The sequence below is a fragment of the Actinomadura harenae genome (assembly GCF_003696215.1).
Taxonomy (GTDB): domain Bacteria; phylum Actinomycetota; class Actinomycetes; order Streptosporangiales; family Streptosporangiaceae; genus Spirillospora; species Spirillospora harenae.
Map to the genome: position 1 here is coordinate 1 of NZ_RFFG01000144.1, position 16,180 is coordinate 16,180.

At 72.1% G+C, this 16,180-nt stretch carries 16 protein-coding genes; 5 read left to right on the plus strand and 11 right to left on the minus strand.

The genetic code is table 11. From position 1 onward, the window contains the following. A partial coding sequence (locus EBO15_RS39140) for an IS256 family transposase (protein ID WP_122199525.1) occupies positions 1-702 on the plus strand: 702 nt, incomplete at its 5' end. A 52-nt stretch (positions 703-754) separates the two neighbouring features. Here EBO15_RS39140 and EBO15_RS39145 read toward each other — a convergent pair. The 6 genes from EBO15_RS39145 to EBO15_RS39170 all read right to left on the minus strand — a co-directional run bounded on the left by EBO15_RS39145 (position 755) and on the right by EBO15_RS39170 (position 8,049). Next, on the minus strand, positions 755-1,174 hold the full coding sequence (locus EBO15_RS39145) for a hypothetical protein (protein ID WP_199745106.1): 420 nt from the start codon (positions 1,172-1,174) through the stop codon (positions 755-757). An 82-nt stretch (positions 1,175-1,256) separates the two neighbouring features. Then, on the minus strand, positions 1,257-2,720 hold the full coding sequence (locus EBO15_RS39150) for an alpha/beta hydrolase (protein WP_122199527.1): 1,464 nt from the start codon (positions 2,718-2,720) through the stop codon (positions 1,257-1,259). Between the two features lie 116 nt (positions 2,721-2,836). Further along, a complete protein-coding gene (locus EBO15_RS39155) occupies positions 2,837-3,499 on the minus strand; it encodes a response regulator (RefSeq protein WP_122199528.1) in 663 nt (220 codons plus the stop codon). Then, a complete protein-coding gene (locus tag EBO15_RS39160) occupies positions 3,496-4,737 on the minus strand; it encodes a sensor histidine kinase (RefSeq protein ID WP_456047894.1) in 1,242 nt (413 codons plus the stop codon). Before EBO15_RS39160 ends, EBO15_RS39155 begins: the two co-directional genes overlap by 4 nt. A gap of 10 nt (positions 4,738-4,747) precedes the next feature. Further along, the gene (locus EBO15_RS39165) at positions 4,748-7,264 is read right to left on the minus strand and encodes an ABC transporter permease (protein WP_233616772.1); all 2,517 of its coding nucleotides are present in this window, start codon (positions 7,262-7,264) and stop codon (positions 4,748-4,750) included. After that, positions 7,261-8,049 carry an ABC transporter ATP-binding protein gene (locus EBO15_RS39170; protein WP_122199529.1) on the minus strand — a complete coding sequence of 263 codons (789 nt, stop codon included), beginning with the start codon at positions 8,047-8,049 and terminating at the stop codon, positions 7,261-7,263. Before EBO15_RS39170 ends, EBO15_RS39165 begins: the two co-directional genes overlap by 4 nt. 120 nt (positions 8,050-8,169) lie before the next feature. On the opposite strand from EBO15_RS39170, the gene EBO15_RS39175 reads away from it, so the two are divergent. Beyond that, the gene (locus tag EBO15_RS39175) at positions 8,170-8,772 is read left to right on the plus strand and encodes a pyridoxamine 5'-phosphate oxidase family protein (RefSeq protein ID WP_122199530.1); all 603 of its coding nucleotides are present in this window, start codon (positions 8,170-8,172) and stop codon (positions 8,770-8,772) included. A gap of 131 nt (positions 8,773-8,903) precedes the next feature. Then, the gene (locus tag EBO15_RS39180) at positions 8,904-9,863 is read left to right on the plus strand and encodes an ATP-binding protein (protein ID WP_122199531.1); all 960 of its coding nucleotides are present in this window, start codon (positions 8,904-8,906) and stop codon (positions 9,861-9,863) included. A gap of 139 nt (positions 9,864-10,002) precedes the next feature. Here EBO15_RS39180 and EBO15_RS39185 read toward each other — a convergent pair whose 3' ends face one another. Beyond that, complete coding sequence (locus EBO15_RS39185) at positions 10,003-10,389, minus strand: SCO5389 family protein (RefSeq protein WP_122199532.1); 387 nt, start codon at positions 10,387-10,389, stop codon at positions 10,003-10,005. Positions 10,390-10,705: 316 nt separating this feature from the next. On the opposite strand from EBO15_RS39185, the gene EBO15_RS39190 reads away from it, so the two are divergent. Continuing rightward, complete coding sequence (locus EBO15_RS39190) at positions 10,706-12,421, plus strand: AMP-binding protein (protein ID WP_122199533.1); 1,716 nt, start codon at positions 10,706-10,708, stop codon at positions 12,419-12,421. On the opposite strand, the gene EBO15_RS39195 is transcribed toward EBO15_RS39190, so the two are convergent. Next, a complete protein-coding gene (locus tag EBO15_RS39195) occupies positions 12,381-13,508 on the minus strand; it encodes a bifunctional NAD(P)H-dependent oxidoreductase/GNAT family N-acetyltransferase (protein WP_122199534.1) in 1,128 nt (375 codons plus the stop codon). The genes EBO15_RS39190 and EBO15_RS39195 overlap by 41 nt on opposite strands. 30 nt (positions 13,509-13,538) lie before the next feature. On the opposite strand from EBO15_RS39195, the gene EBO15_RS39200 reads away from it, so the two are divergent. Next, the gene (locus EBO15_RS39200; RefSeq protein ID WP_122199535.1) at positions 13,539-14,018 is read left to right on the plus strand and encodes a MarR family winged helix-turn-helix transcriptional regulator; all 480 of its coding nucleotides are present in this window, start codon (positions 13,539-13,541) and stop codon (positions 14,016-14,018) included. Positions 14,019-14,087: 69 nt separating this feature from the next. Here EBO15_RS39200 and EBO15_RS39205 read toward each other — a convergent pair whose 3' ends face one another. The 3 genes from EBO15_RS39205 to EBO15_RS39215 all read right to left on the minus strand — a co-directional run. Further along, the gene (locus tag EBO15_RS39205) at positions 14,088-15,032 is read right to left on the minus strand and encodes an ABC transporter substrate-binding protein (RefSeq protein ID WP_199745108.1); all 945 of its coding nucleotides are present in this window, start codon (positions 15,030-15,032) and stop codon (positions 14,088-14,090) included. Between the two features lie 18 nt (positions 15,033-15,050). After that, positions 15,051-15,896: an ABC transporter ATP-binding protein gene (locus tag EBO15_RS39210; RefSeq protein WP_122199537.1), complete on the minus strand. Its 846-nt coding sequence runs from the start codon at positions 15,894-15,896 to the stop codon at positions 15,051-15,053. Next, positions 15,893-16,180 (minus strand): iron chelate uptake ABC transporter family permease subunit (locus EBO15_RS39215; protein WP_147481859.1); only part of this gene is annotated, 288 nt, incomplete at its 5' end. The genes EBO15_RS39210 and EBO15_RS39215, both read right to left, overlap by 4 nt.

A 16,180-nucleotide genomic window follows, 5' to 3' on the forward strand; every position in this document is an offset into this window, starting at 1 on the left:
GGGATCTGGCTCGCGCGGACCCCGGTCGAGTCGGCCACCGCCGGTGAGGGTGCCCGGTTCTGGGCTGCGGTGATGGCCGACCTGCGCAACCGCGGAGTGCGGGACATCCTGATCGCCTGCACCGACGGGCTGGCGGGGTTCGAGGACGCCGTCCATTCGGCGTTCCCGGCGACCGTGGTCCAGTCGTGTGTGGTTCACCTGATCCGCAACGCGCTGCGGCCGGTGGCGCGCCGTGACGCCGGCGCGGTGGCCAAGGAGCTGAAGAAGGTCTACACCGCCGTGGACGCCGACGCCGCGCTGGAGGCGCTGGCCGAGTTCGCCGGGACCGACCTGGGCAACAAGTACCCGCAGGCGGTGAAGGTGTTCGAGGACGCCTGGGAGCGCTTCACACCGTACTTCGCCTTCACACCACCGGTCCGCCGGCTGCTCTACACCACCAACGGGATCGAGTCGCTGAACTACCAGCTGCGCAAGGTCACCAAGGCCCGCGGCCACTTCCCGACCGACGACGCCGTGGTCAAACTACTGTGGCTGGCCATCGTCAACATCGAGGACAAACGGGCCCGGGAACGAGCCGCCAAGCGAGAGAAAGGCGACAAACACGCCTTCCAACCCGCCCGGCTCGTCGAGGGACAACGCTCCGCAGGATGGCGAGAAGCACTCAACGAACTCGCCATCGCCTATCCAGGACGCATCAGGTAAACCAGACTTGGCCATCTACCTGCACGAACATTCCACACCTGAAGTTACAGGCTCAACGTGTGCGGCGGAGGGCGGTGTATTGGAGGGTTCCGAAGGCGGCGACGACGATGGCTTGGAGGAGGGTCCATACGGTTCCGGCGGTGGTCAGGGAGAACCAGCCGACGATCGCGGTGGTGATGCTCAGGATCGTCCAGAGGGCGTTGGCCTCGACGACGGCCGTCACGGCGAGGCGCTTGGGGTGGGCGGACATGGAGATGGCCCATACGGCGACGGCGTAGACGACGAGGAACGCGCCCAGTTCGCGTCCGGTGGTGGTGTCGAGGCCGAGCAGGTCCTTGAGGGGGGCGGCTAGGGCGAGGTAGAGGAGGCCGTTGGCGCCGGTGACGATAGCGTCTGCGCGCAGGGCCAGGCGCAGGAACCGGGGGCCGTCGGAGAACAGGCCGGAAGTGGTGCTGGTCGTGGCTGTGGTCATCGGAGTCCTCTTCTCTGGAGCGCTTGCCATGACGCTAAGGAACAACCGATAGCCAGAGCGATTACCTGGGACGTAGCCGTCTCTATGGGGTGGCGGGGCAGTGGGTGCCTCGCGCGGGAGGTCGGGTGTCGATGAGGTAGTGGTCGGTCAGGTCGGCGATGCAGCGGCTTCTGTTGTAGCTGCCGTGGCCCCGGCCGTCGTAGGTGAGGAGGACGGCGGCGGGGATCTGCCTGGCGATGTCGGTGGCGAACGCGTAGGGCGTGCTGGGGTCGTGCAGGTTGTTGACGAGCAGGATCGGCGGCGTTCCCGAGATGCGGTAGCGGTGCGGTGGGTTGGTGAGCGGCACCGGGTCGCCCTGGCAGGACGCCATCACACTCCAGGCGAGCGTCGCCCGGCGCATGTGCGGAGCGATCCGGGCCAGACGGCGCTGGGTGTTCGCCAGCGCCCTCGGCCCGTCGAGGGACAGCTGCCAGTCGGCGCAGAAGACCTTCTGGTCGTAGCCGAGTCCTTGGCCGGAGGGTGGGACGGGCTTGGGCGGGACGGACCGTGACGGTTGGCGGCTCATGGCGGCGAGCATGGTGGCGAGCGACGCCCAGTCGTCCGAGCCCATCATGGCGAACTGGTGCTGGGTGTGTTCGAGCAGGTATTGCGGGGTGATGCCGCTCGTCGGATCGTCCGGGTCGGGCAGGGTGCCAGCCTGGGCTCGCGCATACAGCTGTTCGAAGACCGCCGCGACGTCCCTTCCGTGCAGGACGCAGTCCGTGCTCGTGGCGCACCATGCGGCGAACTGGTCGAAGGAGTCCTCGCTCGCGGACGTCATGGCGTCGAGGTAGCCCCGCGCCCGCCGGCTGTGGTCCAGGTTGCTGTCCAAGGCCAGGGCGCGGATCCGGCCGGGGAACAGTTCGGCGTACTGCTGCCCGATCAGGGATCCGTACGAGACGCCCCAGTAGGTCAGCTTCCGGTCGCCCAGGGCCGCCCGGAGCGCGTCGATGTCCCGGGCGGTGGCGCGCGAGTCGATGTGGTCGTAGATCGGACCGGTGCGGTCGCGGCAGGTCATGGCCAGGCGCCGGTTGTAGGCGACCAGGTCGGCGTAGCCTCGCCGGGTGGCCGGATCGGTGGTCGGCTGCGGGCCGGCCGCCGCCATGTCGCAGGTGACCGGGCCGCTGCGGCCGAAGCCCCGGGGGTCGAACGAGACGAGGTCGAACCGTGTCCGGACGGCAGGTGAGAACACGTCCTTGTAGCGGCCCACCACCGCGTCCACGCCGGAGATGCCCGGTCCGCCCCAGTCGGTCACCAGGGAGCCGATGCGCGCCGACGGGTCGGTGGCCTTGCGTCGCGCGACGGCGAGTCCGAAGGAGGCTCCCTGTGGACGTGCCCAGTCGATGGGAAGGGTGAGCGTCCCGCAGTCGGCGGTCGTGTCCTGAGGGCACGGGTGCCAGTCGATGTGCCCGCCTGCGGCGGCGGCAGGCGGGGCGATGGCGGCGAGGCTCATCGCGGTCACGGCGGCTGCGAGCGGACGTTTCCAGGGACGGGCGGCAAGCGGCATCGGTGGCCTCCTTGACCAGAGGGATCGGGGATGGCTCCATCCTGTGATCTGAGGCCCCGCCCCTGGAATCGGCGTTCGTCGCCGACTCGGTCAACGAAAGTCGTACGGCCCCGCGTTCAGGACGCGTCGAGGTCGGCGTCGAGGTCGGCGTCGAAGGCGAGGCGGGCGGCCTGGGTGCGGTTGGCGCAGTCGAGTTTGGTCAGCATCCGGGAGACGTAGGTCTTGATGGTGGCCTCGCTCAGGTGCACCCGCTCGGCGATCTCGGCGTTGGACAGGCCCGCGCCGATGCAGGCCAGGATCTCCCGTTCCCGCCGGGTGAGGTCGGCGATCCTCGCCTGGGCGCGGCCGTGGGTCTCCTGGTGCCGGGCGGACGCGGCGGCGAGCCGCTTGGTGGGACCCGGCGACAGGACGGTGTGGCCCTGGGCGGCGACGCGGACGAGCGCGATGAGGTCTTCGGGAGGGGTGTCCTTGAGCAGGAACCCGGCCGCGTCCGCCTCGATCATCCGGACCACGTACCGGTCGAGGTCGAAGGTGGTCAGGGCGATGACGCGGGGCGGATCGTCCAGGCGCGCGATGCGGGCGGTCGCGGTCAGGCCGTCCACGCCGGGCATGTGCAGGTCCATGAGCACGACGTCCGGGGCGAGGCGGACGACCGACTCCACCGCCTCGGCGCCGTCGTGCGCCACTCCCACCACCGTGAGGTCCGGGGCGTCCTGGAGGATGATCCGCAGGTGCGCGCAGACCAGCCGGTCGTCGTCGACGATCAGCACCTTGATCATGGTCGTCCGTCCGCGGGGAGTGCCGCTTCCAGCTCGAATCCGCCCTCGGGGCGCGGGGAGGCGCGCAGGCGGCCGCCGACCAGGTCGACGCGCTGGCGCAGTCCTTCCAGGCCGGTGCCGCCCGCGCCCAGCTCGACATCGGGCGCGCGGGACGAGGGGGTGTTGCGCACCGTGAGGTGGATCCATCCGTCGTCGTAACGCACCCGGACGCGGACCTCGGCGCCGGGCGCGTGTTTGTGCACGTTGGTAAGCCCCTCCTGGACGATCCGGTACGCCGTGCGCCGGACGGCGGGCTCCGCGGGGAGCGGCTCCCCGTCGGTGGCCAGCTCGACGGCGATTCCAGCGGACCGGGAGTCGGCGACCAGGTCCGACACGTCCAGTACGTCGGCCTTGTCGTCGAGGGCGGTGCCCACCTGGTCCTGCGAGCGGAGCACCCCGACGAGATCGCGCAGCTCCCTCATCGCCTGCCTGCCGACCACGCGGATCTCCTCGGCCGCGGCCCGCACGTCCTCGTCGGGGGCGCGGGTGCGCAGCGACGTCGCCTGGAGCACCATCAGGCTCACCCGGTGGGTGACCACGTCGTGCATCTCCCCCGCCAGCCGGGCCCGTTCCTCCAGCCGGGCCTGGTCGGCCCGGAGCTCCTGCTCGGTCTCGGCGCGTTCCGCCCGCTCGGCCAGCGCCCGGACCAGCCTCCGCCGAGACCTCTGGTGGAGGCCGAGCAGCACGGGCACCACCACGACCACCCCGAGGCCCGACGCCACGACGCCCGCCATCTCGGCCCAGGTGGGGTCCGTCCCCCAGGCGTTCCTCGCGTAGTACAGGTGGACCCCCACGGCGGCCAGCAGGACGGCTCCGACGGCCACCCATCCCAGTGACGTGCGGCGGCGGCCGTAGAGGGTCAGGGCGTACAGGCTGAAGGGAAGCGCGAGCGGGGACGCGAACACCGCGGCGACCGAGCACGTCAGAGCCACCGAGAAGGGGAACCGGCGGCGGACGGCCAGGGAGAGACCGGCGATGCCCGCGACGACGACGGCGGCCACGGGCACCCCCCGGCCGGGGGCCAGGGGGCCGGGTCCCAGCCCGAGTCCGCTGCCGGCGATCGTGACCGCGGCCGCGAACCCGGCGTCGAGCAGGGGGAGGCGGATCCGCGGCGGCCGAGTCCACGTCCGAGTCCACGTCCCAGTCCACGTCCCAGTCCACGTCCGATACCACGTCTGAGACCACGTCACCCTGCTCACGGTACCCAGGTCATTCGTGGGCGATCGCCGTCAGGACGTCCATCCGCCCGGCCCGGCGGGCCGGCCAGACGGCGGCGGCGACACCGATCACCCCGGCCAGGACGGCGCAGAGCGCGAGCGGGACGGCCGGGACCACCAGGACGTCGAACCCCAGCCCGGCCATCGCGTGCTGCAGGGCGATGCCGAACCCCAGGCCGATGAGCAGGCCGAGCACCGCGCCGAACAGCGCGATCAGGATCGCCTCCAGGCGGATCATGCGGCGCACCTGGCCCCGGTCGGCGCCCACGGCGCGGAGCAGGCCGATCTCCCGCGTCCGCTCGAACACCGACAGCGCCAGGGTGTTGGCGACCCCGATCGCGGCGATGACGATCGACAGGGCCAGCAGCAGGGTGATCTGGCCGGTCATCTGGTCCAGGCTCTGGACCTTCTCCCTCTTCCACGCCGAACGGTCGTAGATCCCCAGGTCCGGATAGGCGGCCAGGGAGCGGCGCAGGGCCGTCAGGGTGGCCGCGTCCGCGGTCGTGGCCTTGAGGTTCAGCGCGTGGACGGCCGGGAGCGGGGTGTGGGCCTTGTAGAGGGACTCGGGGAGCATGGCGTTCCCGAACCCGACCAGGGGGTAGATCCCGGCGACGCGCACCTCCTGCCGTCCGCCGTCGGGGAACCGCGCCGTCAGGACCGTCCCCACCTTCCAGTGGTGGGCGGACGCGAGGTCGTCCTCGACGAGGACGCCGTCGGTTCCGGTGTCGAGGCCGCCGTCCACCATCCGGTGCGCTACGGAGGCCATGAGCGTGGGCAGGTTCCCGGCTCCGTACTCGACCCTGGTCCCGTCGAGTTCGACGTCACCCGTGTAGGACGGTGTGGTCCGCGCGATACCGGGCGTCGAGGCGACGCGCGTGACCGCGTCCGCGTCGACGGAGTTCCCGCGGACGGGGAGGACGAGGTAGTCGTCGGCGAAGGAGGCGTCGATCTGGCTGCCGACGGAGGCCTTCATCGACGCGCCGAGCACGTTGACGGTGCCGACCAGGGCCAGGCCGACCATCAGCGCGCCCGCCGTGGCGGCCGTCCGCCGGGGACTGCGCTGGGCGTTGCGCCTGGCCAGGAGGCCCGGGGTTCCGCACCACCGGGGCAGTCCCCTGCCGAGCAGCTCGATGACGGGTCCGCTGAGCACCGGCGAGAGCACCGTGACTCCCAGGAACACCAGCATGGCTCCCAGGCCCACCAGCGCCTGCGCCGTCAGGCCGGACCCCGCCAGCCCTGCCAGGAGGGCCAGGCCACCGCCCCCTGCCAGGACGGTTCCGGTGACGACGCGCCGCTTCGACGCGCCCTGCGGCGAGGCGACGTCGTCGCGCAGCGCCGCGATCGGAGGAATCCTGGCGGCGCGGCGGGCGGGCACGTAGGCGGCGGCGACCGTGGCCACCGTGCCGACGGCATAGGACGCGGCGACCGCGGTGCCGGAGACGGCCAGGCCGGAGAATGCCGGCCCGCTCGTGGGCCCCTCGTCGAGGATCACCTGGAGGAGTGCGGCCATCCCCGTCCCCGCCACCAGGCCGAGCGTCGAGCCGACGACGCCGACGGCGAACGCCTCGCCGACGACCGCCCGGGACACCTGCCCGCGCGAGGCGCCGATCGCGCGCAGCAGCGCCAGTTCCTTCGTCCGCTGCGCAACGAGCATGGAGAAGGTGTTGAAGATGACGAACGCGCCGACGAACACCGCGATCAGCGCGAAGGCCATCAGGAGGCCGCCGACGTACGACAGGGCGGCCAGGTCGTTCCTCAGCTCGTTCCGCACCTGGGTGCCGGTGACCGCTTCGAGGTCGCCGGGCAGGACGGCGGCGACGCGTCCGCGCAGGACCTCCTCGCTCACCCCGTCCGATGCCGTCCGCACGGCGGTGAAGTCCCCCGGGCGCAGCAGCAGCCGCTGCGCCGTCGGGGTGTCGAAGAGCGCCAGCGTCCTGCCCGCCAGGTCCCCCGACCCGACCAGGCCGACGATCCGCATCGTCCGGCTTGCGCCCTTGAGCCGGACGGTCGCCTCGTCGCCGGTCCGGTAGCCGCCGCGCCCGGCGGTGGCCTCGTCGACCAGCATCTCCCCCGGCCCGTGCGGCGCGCGCCCGGTCTTCAGCGGGTAGTCGCCACCCGGGATCCAGTTGCCGCCCGCCTGCGCGAGCACGCCGGGGGTCTGGGCCCCCTGCGCGGCGACCTCCGTCCCGTCCCTGCTCACCAGGGCCGCGTATCCGGAGACGACGCCCACCGGCCCGCGCACGCCGGGGACCCTGCGGACGTCCCTCAGGACGGCTTCCGGGACGGGGACCGAGACGCCCCTGGTCCTCCCGCCCGGGTCCTTCGCCCGCACCTCGACCGCGACGCCGCGGCCCAGGCGTCCGGCGATGTCCGCGGCCTGGCCGTCCATCGTGTCGGTGAAGATCAGTGTCCCCGCGACGAACGCGACGCCGAGGACGACCGAGAGCGCGGTCAGCAGGAGCCGCAGGCGGTGCGCCGCCAGGCTCCGCAGCGTGAGCCTGAGCATCATCGGGTCCCTTCGGCGCGCTTCATCCGCTCCAGGACCCTCTCGGCGGTCGGGCCGGTCATCTCGTCCACGACGCGGCCGTCGGCCAGGAACAGCACCCGGTCGGCGTAAGAGGCCGCGACCGGGTCGTGGGTGACCATCACGATCGTCTGGCCGAAGGAGTCCACGCACTGCCGCATCAGGTCCAGGACCTCGGCGCCCGCCCGGGAGTCCAGGTTCCCGGTCGGCTCGTCGGCGAAGACGATCCGGGGCCGGGCGGCGAGGGCCCTCGCGCAGGCGACCCGCTGCTGCTGGCCGCCCGACAGCTCGCCCGGACGGTGCCGAAGCCGGTCGGACAGCCCGACTGCGTCGATCACCCGCGTGATCCAGCCCGGCTCCGGCGTCCGGCCCGCGATGTCCAGGGGCAGCGTGATGTTCTCCAGCGCGGTCAGTGTCGGCACCAGGTTGAACGCCTGGAACACGAAACCGATCCGGTCCCTGCGCAGGCGGGTCAGCTCGTCGTCGCGCAGCGCGGTGATCTCGGTGTCGCCGATCCAGACCTCGCCGCCGTCGGCCGCGTCCAGCCCGGCCAGGCAGTGCATCAGCGTGGACTTGCCCGAGCCGGACGGCCCCATGATCGCGGTGAGCTCCCCCGCCCGGATCGCGACGTCCACCCGGTCCAGGGCGACGACCCGCGCCTCCCCCACGCCATAGGTCTTGCACAGCGCCGTCGCCCGCGCCACAACAACGGGCTCCGCCACGGCGGCAGGCTCGGGCGCGGACGGAGCCGGTCTCCACTCTTCTGTCATGCGTCCAGCGTCCGACGGCGGCGATCACCCCCGAAAGCGCGTTCCGTTGTCGACCGGGTCAACGAAAGTGGACCGCCACCCGCCGGAGACGCCTTTCCGGCGTCTCGTCATAATCGGCGCATGGGAAAGAGTTACAAGCAGATCGACGGCAGGCTGCGGGCGTTCATCGAGGCGCAGCACATCTTCTTCACCGCGACGGCGCCGCTGGACGGCGACGGGACCGTCAACCTCTCGCCCAAGGGACTGAACGGCTCGTTCGCCGTCCTCGATGAGCTCACCGTGGCCTACCTCGACTTCGCGGGCAGCAACGCGGAGACGATCGCCCACCTGCGGGAGAACGGGCGCATCACCCTGATGTGGTGCGCGTTCGACGGCCCGCCCAACATCGTCCGCGTGCACGGGCGCGGCGAGCCCGTCTTCCGCGACGACCCGCGCTGGGACGGGCTGATGCGCCACTTCCCCGACATCGACCCGACCCTGCACGGGCTGCGCGCGATCATCGTCGTGTCCGCCGAGAAGATCCGCGACACCTGCGGGTACGCCGTCCCGTTCATGACCTACGAGGAGGACCGTCCGCTGCACGCGTCCCGCTTCGCGCGCGAGACCGACGAGACGCTCGACGCGTACTTCCAGAAGAAGGAGCACGTCGCGACCAGCATCGACGGGCTGCCGGGGCTGCCGCTGCCCCTGCCTCCGCTACCGGTTCCGGCCGACGGCGGCTGAGCCCGGGGCGGCATAGCGGGAGATCGGCGACAGAGCGGCATGGTCCGCGGTTCGGCAGCGCGGGGACGGGCGGGGGTGCCAGACTCGGGAGTTCGGAAACGGTTTTCAGTTTCAGAACGGGGGCACCGATCGTGAAGGTCGCGTTCGTCGGCAAGGGTGGGAGCGGCAAGACGACCACCTCTTCGCTCTTCATCCGTCATCTCGCCGCCGAGAGGGCTCCGGTCGTCGCGATCGACGCGGACATCAACCAGCATCTCGGGGTCGCGCTCGGGATGACCGAGGAGGAGTCCGCGGACGTTCCGGCGCTCGGGGCGCACCTGGCGGAGATCAAGGAGTACCTGCGGGGCGACAACCCGCGGATCGCGTCGGCGGCGGAGATGGTCAAGACGACCCCGCCCGGACGGGGGTCGCGGCTGCTGCGCTTCGACGGGCACGACCCCGTCCACGCGCTGTCGCGGCAGGTGGACGGCGTCACGTTCATGGCGACCGGGCCGTTCGACGAGGACGACCTCGGGGTGTCCTGCTACCACGGCAAGACCGGCGCCATGGAGATGTACCTCAACCACCTCGTGGACGGGCCGGGCGAGTACGTCGTCGCCGACATGACCGCGGGCGCCGACACGTTCGCGTCGGGGCTGTTCACGCGGTTCGACGTCCTGTTCCTGGTGGTCGAGCCGACGCGGAAGGGCGTCGCGGTGTACCGGCAGTACACCGAGCACGCGTCCGACTTCGGCGTCCGGATCGTGGTGGTCGGGAACAAGGTCCAGTCCGCCGGGGACGAGGCGTACCTGCGCGACCAGGTCGGGTCCGACCTGGTCGCGGTCATCGGGCACCAGCCCGCGGTGCGCGCGATGGAGCAGGGCCGTCCCTTCGCCCTGGACGACCTGGACGAGCCGGCGCGCAAGGTGCTGCGGCGCCTCCACGACGAGGTGGACGCGCAGCCCAAGGACTGGGACCGGTACCTGCGGCAGGCCCAGGAGTTCCACGTGAGGAACGCGGAGGGCTGGGCGAACAAGGCGACCGGCACCGACCTCACACGGCAGATCGACCCGCACTTCGTCCTCGGACCGGACGCCCTGGTCGGCGCCTGACCCGCGGACGCGCACAGGCTGGATCGCGGGAACCCCGTGATCCAGGCGCGACGAGGCCCCCGCGGTCGGGCGGAACGCCGGGGGCCTCGTACGTGCCGGTCAGCGGTTCAGAAGTCCGGCGGTCGAGCAGTCCGGCGGGTCAGCAGTTCAGCAGCGTCGGATCCTGGTTGAGCAGCTGCGCCTCGGGCGAGACGAACCGCTGGTAGGCGTCCTCGGCGTCCTTCTTGAACACCGCGGGCTTGCAGCAGTTCTGGAACGCCAGCCGCACACCGAAGTGGTCCTGGATCGCGTTCCGCATGGAGTCGCTGGAGAACATGCGGAACATCTGCCCCCACTCCTCCTCGGTCTCGGGGACCAGCGTGTTCTGGACGGTCTCCGCGTCCGCGCTCTCCATCTCCTCCACCAGCCGCGTCACCATGGCCCACGCGAACGGCAGCGACTCGGCGACGCACTTGAGGAACTCGTCCTGCTCGACCTTCCCGGCCTCGGCCTTGGCCAGAAGCTCGGGCGAAACGTTCAGCGACATGTCGCACCTCCGCTACGGACGCTAGACACACCGTGACATTCCGTCCATCCCCCGGTCCGCAGAACTAACCGAACGGACAGGCGAGGGGTGCGCGGAGAGTCATCCGGTGCTGTCGCCGGTGGTGTCGCCGGTGGTGTCGCCGGTGGTGTCGCCGGTGGTGTCGCCGGTGGTGTCGCCGGTGATCCGCGGCGGGGAACACCGCGTCGTGATCAGCCGGGCGCTCGACGTTCATCCGCATTCCCTCAAACGCACTTGGACGATCTCCGTTCGCGGCCATGCTGCCCGGGTAGGCGTATGCCGAGGGGAAGGGGACCCCATGGCGGAAGACGGCGAGAGTGCGGGGCGGGGGCGTTCCGGGCAGGGGCTCGAAAGGGTGATGGCCTCGCTGCGTCCGGCGGCCTCCAGGGCCGCGGACTACCACGCCCACGGCTGGTGGCGGACGGAGACGTTCGTCGACGATCTCCGGGCGGTGGCCGCGGCCGATCCCGCCCGGACGGTCTTCGTCAACTGGCGCCGGAACCTGGGGCACGAGGTCATCGTGACGTACGGGGAGCTGGCGGAGGCCGTCACGCGGCTGTCCACCGGGCTGCGGGGGCTGGGGCTGCGGCGCGGCGACGCCGTGGGGTTCCAGTTCCCCAACTGGTGGGAGGCGGCGGCGCTCCTCCTCGCCTGCATGGACGCCGGGCTGGTCGCCGTGCCGATCCTCATGACGCTGGGCGGACGCGAGGTCGAACGCATCCTCGCGGGGACCGGGGCGAGCGCGTGCGTGGTCATCGACGAGTGGGACGCCCTCCGGCCCGACCTGCTGCTGGCCGACATGGCCGCTCGGCTGCCGGACCTGGAGCACCGGATCGTGTTCGGCGACGCGTCCGCGACGGGCGCGATCGCGTTCGGGGACCTGCTCGCGGGGCTCACCCCGGGCGCTCGTCCAGGTGTCTCGTCTCCGGCCCCAGGGCCTGAGGTGTCGCGGGCCCGGGGGGCCGATGAGGTCTCGGTGGTGATGTTCACGTCCGGCACGACGGGTGAGATGAAGGGGGTGCTGCACACCCCGAACACGCAGTACGCGTCGTTCTGGGCCAGGCGCCCGGCCGAGGTGCCCGAGACACGGCTGGCGTCCATGGCGAACCTGATCCACGGGGCGGCGTTGCAGACGAACGTCCTGCGGCCGCTGGCTCGCGGCTGCGCGTCGGTGTTCGCGGACACGCGCGACGCGGACGTCTGGCTCGACCTCGTCGACCGCCACCGGGTGACCTATCTGCTCGCGTCGCCGTTCCTGCTGACGCAGCTCGTCCGGGAGCAGCGGCGCGAGCATCGCGCTCTGCCCTTCCTGGAGACGGTCGTCAGCACGGGGGCGCCGCTTCCGGGGTCGTATGTCGAGCCCGTCCGGGAGGCGTTGGGCGCGCGGCTGCGGAACACCTACGGGATGACCGAGATCGGCGGGTTCGCCGTGACCGGCCGTGACGACCCGCCCGAACGGGCCGGTCAGAGCATCGGGCGTCCCAGCCCTGGACGCGAGGTCCGGCTGGCCCCGGACGCGTCGTCGGACACGGGTGACGTGTTCCGGCTCCACGTGCGCGGGCCGTCGGTGTGCCTCGGGACGTTCCGGCTGCGCGATCGGCGGGTGGTGTGGGATCCGGCGAACACGGGCGGCTGGTACGACACCGGTGACCTGGTCCGCGACGACGGGCACGACGGGCTCCAGTACGTGTCCCGCGTCGCCGACCGGATCGGGAGCCCGCTCCCGATCCCCGTCCTCGAGGTCGAGGACGAGCTGCTGCGGCATCCGGCCGTCGCCGACGTCGCGGTCGTCGGGTGGCCCGACCGCGCGAGCGGGACCGACACCGTGTGCGCGGTCGTCGTCCCGGACGGCGCGGCGCCCACCCTGGACGTGCTGCGGCGGCATCTGCTCGCGGCGGGCATGACCGAGTGGTTCCTGCCGACCCGCCTGGAGCAGGTCGACGCGCTGCCGCGCAACCACATGGGCAAGGTGCTCAAGAACGAGCTTCGTGACCGGCTCGGCGGTCGTCCGTGACGTCCGTGACGTCCCTGACGTCCTTGACCTTCTTGGCCATGCGGACGGTCCCGTCGGGGGCGAACGGCGGAAGGAGCTCGTAGCCCCGGCGCCGGTAGAGGTCGATGTTCCGCGTGCTCTTGGCGCCGGTGAACAGCAGCACGCGGCGGACGTCCGGTTCCTGGACCACGGTCTCGGCATGGTCCAGGAGCCAGCGGCCCACGCCGCGTCCCCGCAGGTCGGGGACGACGGCCAGGCGGCCGAGGTGCCCGTCGGTCCCGTCGGGACGGGACCGGACCATGCCGAGGAGGCGTCCGTCGAGCCAGAGGCCGGTGGTGTGCCAGGTCGCGAGCCACGCGCGCACGTCGTCGAGGGACTCGTGCAGGGCCGGGATGGCGAGGGTGTCGTTGACGACGGCCTCGTCCGTCCAGCAGGCGCGCTGGAGGACGGTGACCTCGGGCGCGTCGTCCGGGGTGAGGCGTCTCGCGTAGGAGCCGGGGAGGGGGCCGGGCGTCGCGCCGGGGCGGGCGGCGTCGCGCATGGGGCGGAGGGCGCGGGCGAGGCGGGTCAGCTCGTCCAGGAGGGCGACGGCCGCGGCGTCACGGCCGGCGTCCGGGCGGAGGCGGCCCTCGTGGACGGCGTCCGCGATGCGGATCGCGACCGTCGCGCCCAGCGGGACCATCCGCAGCGTGGTCACGACCTGCTTGGAATGCTGGACGGACCGGGTGCCCGCCGACGTGTTGCCGTAGCTGACGAACCCGATCGGCTTCCAGGCCCACTCGGGGCCGAGGTGGTCGAGGGCGTTCTTCAGGGTCGCGGGCATGCCGTAGTTGTATTCGGGGGTGACCGCGACGAAGCCGTCCGCGGCTTCCGCGATCGCGCTCCAGCGGCGGGTGTGCTCGTTGCGGTAGACGCCCGACGAGGGGTGTTCCTCCTCGTCCAGGAAGGGCAGGCCGAGGTCGCCGAGCGCGAGCGGGACGAGTTCGACGCCGAGCTCGACGGCGCGCGGGGCCACCGCGCCGGTCAGCCACCGTCCGACGGCGGGACCGAGCGCACCGGGGCGGGTGCTGCACACCAGGACGAGGACGCGAAGCGGTTTCGTTGACATGTAAACGAAGCTAGATGCTAGGTTGGTTACATGTCAACGACTTCCTCGGACGAGCCCGTGCGCTGGCTGGACGCGGGCGAGGAGCGGGCCTGGCGGGCGTTCCGGCGCGTCATGGTCGCCGTCCAGGCCGGGACGGCGCGCGACCTGGCCGCGGCCGGCCTGTCCGAGCCCGACTACGAGGTGCTCAGCACGCTGTCGGAACGTCCGGACACCACCAGCACGCTGGGCGAACAGGCCGACAAGATGGGCTGGTCGCGCAGCCGCCTCTCCCGGCACGCGACCCGCATGGAGGCCCGCGGCCTGCTCCGCCGCGAACCCGACCCGTCCGACGGCCGGGGCTGCCTGCTCGTCCTCACCGCCCAGGGACTGGACGCCCTCGAACACGCCGCCCCCGCCCACGTCGCCTCGGTACGGCACCACTTCATCGACCGGCTCGGCGCGGACGACCTCGCGGCGCTGGAGCGGATCGCCTCCCGGGTGGAACGGCCGCAGGCCGGCTCCGGCGAGTGAGCGGGTCGGGGCGGTCAGGGGCGGCCAGGAGGCCCCGGACGTGTGGAGTGTCCGGGGCCGTTTCGGGGGTTACTTCTTGGCCAGGGCCGCGAGGTTGGCCTGGAGGTCGTCGAGGATCTTGCCGGCGGCGGTGACGCCGATGCCGGTCATCCAGATCTCGTCGTCGACGACCTTGGTGTGACCGGCCTTGACGGCGGAGAGGCGCTGCCAGAGGGGGCCGGCGGTCGTCTTGGCCTGCGCGTCGGCGGCCTTGGCGCCGTAGGCGGCGACGAAGACGAAGTCGCCGTCGGCCTGGTCGATGCGCTCGGGGCTGAGGGGCGCGAAGCGCTTGTCCGACTTGTCCTTCAGCAGCTGCGCGTCCGGACGGGACAGGCCGGTGTCGCGCAGGACGATGCCGGAGAACGAGTCCGGGCCGTACTGGCGGATCTCGTCCGGCATGAAGCGGATGACGCTGACCTTCAGCTTCGCGGGGTCGCCGAACGACCTTCCTACTTCGCGGGCCCGGTCCTCGTAGGCCTTGAGCTTCTGCTCGCCCTCGGTCTTCTTGCCGACGGCCTCGGCGTCCAGCAGGAAGTTCTGCTTCCAGGTGATGCCGACCTGGTCGGTGAAGACGGTCGGGGCGATCTTGTTCAGCTGGGAGTAGTACTTCTCCATCCGGAACTTCGAGCCGAGGATCAGGTCCGGCTTGAGGGCGGCGATCGCCTCGACGTCCGGCTGCTGGGTGGTGCCGACGCTCTTCACCGCGCCGAGACCGCCGCCGAGGTACTTGGGCATCCCGGCCTGCTGGTCGGGGACGGTCGCGCCGACCGGTGTGAGGCCGAGCGTCGCGAGGGTGTCGACCTTGTCGGTGTCCAGGACGACGATCCGCTTCGGGTCGTCGGGGACCTTGGTCTCCCCCATCGCGTGCTTCACCAGGTGCGTCGCCCCGGACGCGGACGACCCGCCCGAACCGCCGCACGCGCTCAGCGCCAGTGCGGCCGCGGCGGCGACCGCGAATCCCTTCATGAGTCTCATACGGGTGTTCTCCTTCGTTCAGGCCGGGGCGTCCGGCACGACCATGGGCGCGCCCGTGACCGGGCAGGGGACGACCACGCCGCCGAGGCCGAACACCTCGGACAGGCACGCGGCGTCCATCACGTCGGCGGGGGCGCCCTGCCGCACGACCGCGCCGTCCTTCATGACGACCAGGTGGTCGGCGTACCGGCACGCCTGGTTCAGGTCATGGAGGACGGCCACGACCGTGTGGCCCCCGCGACGGTTGAGCCGCCTCAGCAGATCGAGGACCTCGATCTGGTGGGCGAGGTCGAGGTAGGTGGTCGGCTCGTCCAGGAGCAGGGCGTCGGTGTCCTGCGCGAGGGTGAGCGCGATCCAGACCCGCTGCCGCTGGCCGCCGGACAGGGCGTCCACGGGGCGGTCCCGCAGGTCGGTGAGGTCGGTGAGCGCGAGGGCGCGTTCGACGGCCTCGGTGTCGGAGGCGCTCCACTGCCGGAACCAGCGCTGGTGCGGCTGGCGTCCGCGGGCGACGAGGTCGGCGACCGTGAGGCCCTCGGGCGTCACGGGCGACTGCGGCAGGACGCCGAGGCGCCGCGCCAGCTCGCGCGTGTTGATGCCGTGGACGTCCGCGCCGTCGATGAGGGCCGAGCCGGAGCGCGGGGAGAGCAGCCGGGCGAGGGTGCGCAGCAGCGTCGACTTGCCGCACGCGTTCGGGCCGATGACCACGGTGAACGCGCCGCCGGGAAGGTCGAGGTCGAGGCCGGACAGGATCGTCCGGTCGCCGTATCCGACGGTCAGGTCGCGGGCGGCGAGGGTGACCGGCGGGCGGCCGTCCGGCACGGCCGGGTCCGGCGCGGCGGTCAGGGGTTCGGAGACGTCGGTCATCGGGTCTTCCTCCGGACGAGCAGCCAGAGCAGGTAGGGGCCGCCGAGCGCGGCGGTGAGGACGCCGACCGGGAGCTGGACGGGCGCGAACGCGGTCCGGGCGATCAGGTCGGCGACGACGGTGAGCAGAGCGCCGGTGAGGGCGGCGCAGAGCAGCGGCGGGCGGTCGGCGCGCAGGAGGCGGCGGGCGAGCTGCGGCGCGGCGAGCGCGACGAAGTCGACGGCGCCCGCCTGGGACGTCGCGAGCGCGGCGAGGACGACGGCGACGGCGCCGAGCAGCAGGCG

Bases quoted from the DNA above. Each gene is read 5' to 3' on its own strand.
- EBO15_RS39145 (WP_199745106.1), bottom strand. From the start codon at position 1,174: ATGACCACAGCCACGACCAGCACCACTTCCGGCCTGTTCTCCGACGGC.
- EBO15_RS39150 (WP_122199527.1), bottom strand. From the start codon at position 2,720: ATGCCGCTTGCCGCCCGTCCCTGGAAACGTCCGCTCGCAGCCGCCGTG.
- EBO15_RS39155 (WP_122199528.1), bottom strand. From the start codon at position 3,499: ATGATCAAGGTGCTGATCGTCGACGACGACCGGCTGGTCTGCGCGCAC.
- EBO15_RS39165 (WP_233616772.1), bottom strand. From the start codon at position 7,264: ATGATGCTCAGGCTCACGCTGCGGAGCCTGGCGGCGCACCGCCTGCGG.
- EBO15_RS39170 (WP_122199529.1), bottom strand. From the start codon at position 8,049: ATGACAGAAGAGTGGAGACCGGCTCCGTCCGCGCCCGAGCCTGCCGCC.
- EBO15_RS39175 (WP_122199530.1), top strand. From the start codon at position 8,170: ATGGGAAAGAGTTACAAGCAGATCGACGGCAGGCTGCGGGCGTTCATC.
- EBO15_RS39185 (WP_122199532.1), bottom strand. From the start codon at position 10,389: ATGTCGCTGAACGTTTCGCCCGAGCTTCTGGCCAAGGCCGAGGCCGGG.
- EBO15_RS39190 (WP_122199533.1), top strand. From the start codon at position 10,706: ATGGCGGAAGACGGCGAGAGTGCGGGGCGGGGGCGTTCCGGGCAGGGG.
- EBO15_RS39195 (WP_122199534.1), bottom strand. From the start codon at position 13,508: ATGTCAACGAAACCGCTTCGCGTCCTCGTCCTGGTGTGCAGCACCCGC.
- EBO15_RS39200 (WP_122199535.1), top strand. From the start codon at position 13,539: ATGTCAACGACTTCCTCGGACGAGCCCGTGCGCTGGCTGGACGCGGGC.
- EBO15_RS39205 (WP_199745108.1), bottom strand. From the start codon at position 15,032: ATGAGACTCATGAAGGGATTCGCGGTCGCCGCCGCGGCCGCACTGGCG.
- EBO15_RS39210 (WP_122199537.1), bottom strand. From the start codon at position 15,896: ATGACCGACGTCTCCGAACCCCTGACCGCCGCGCCGGACCCGGCCGTG.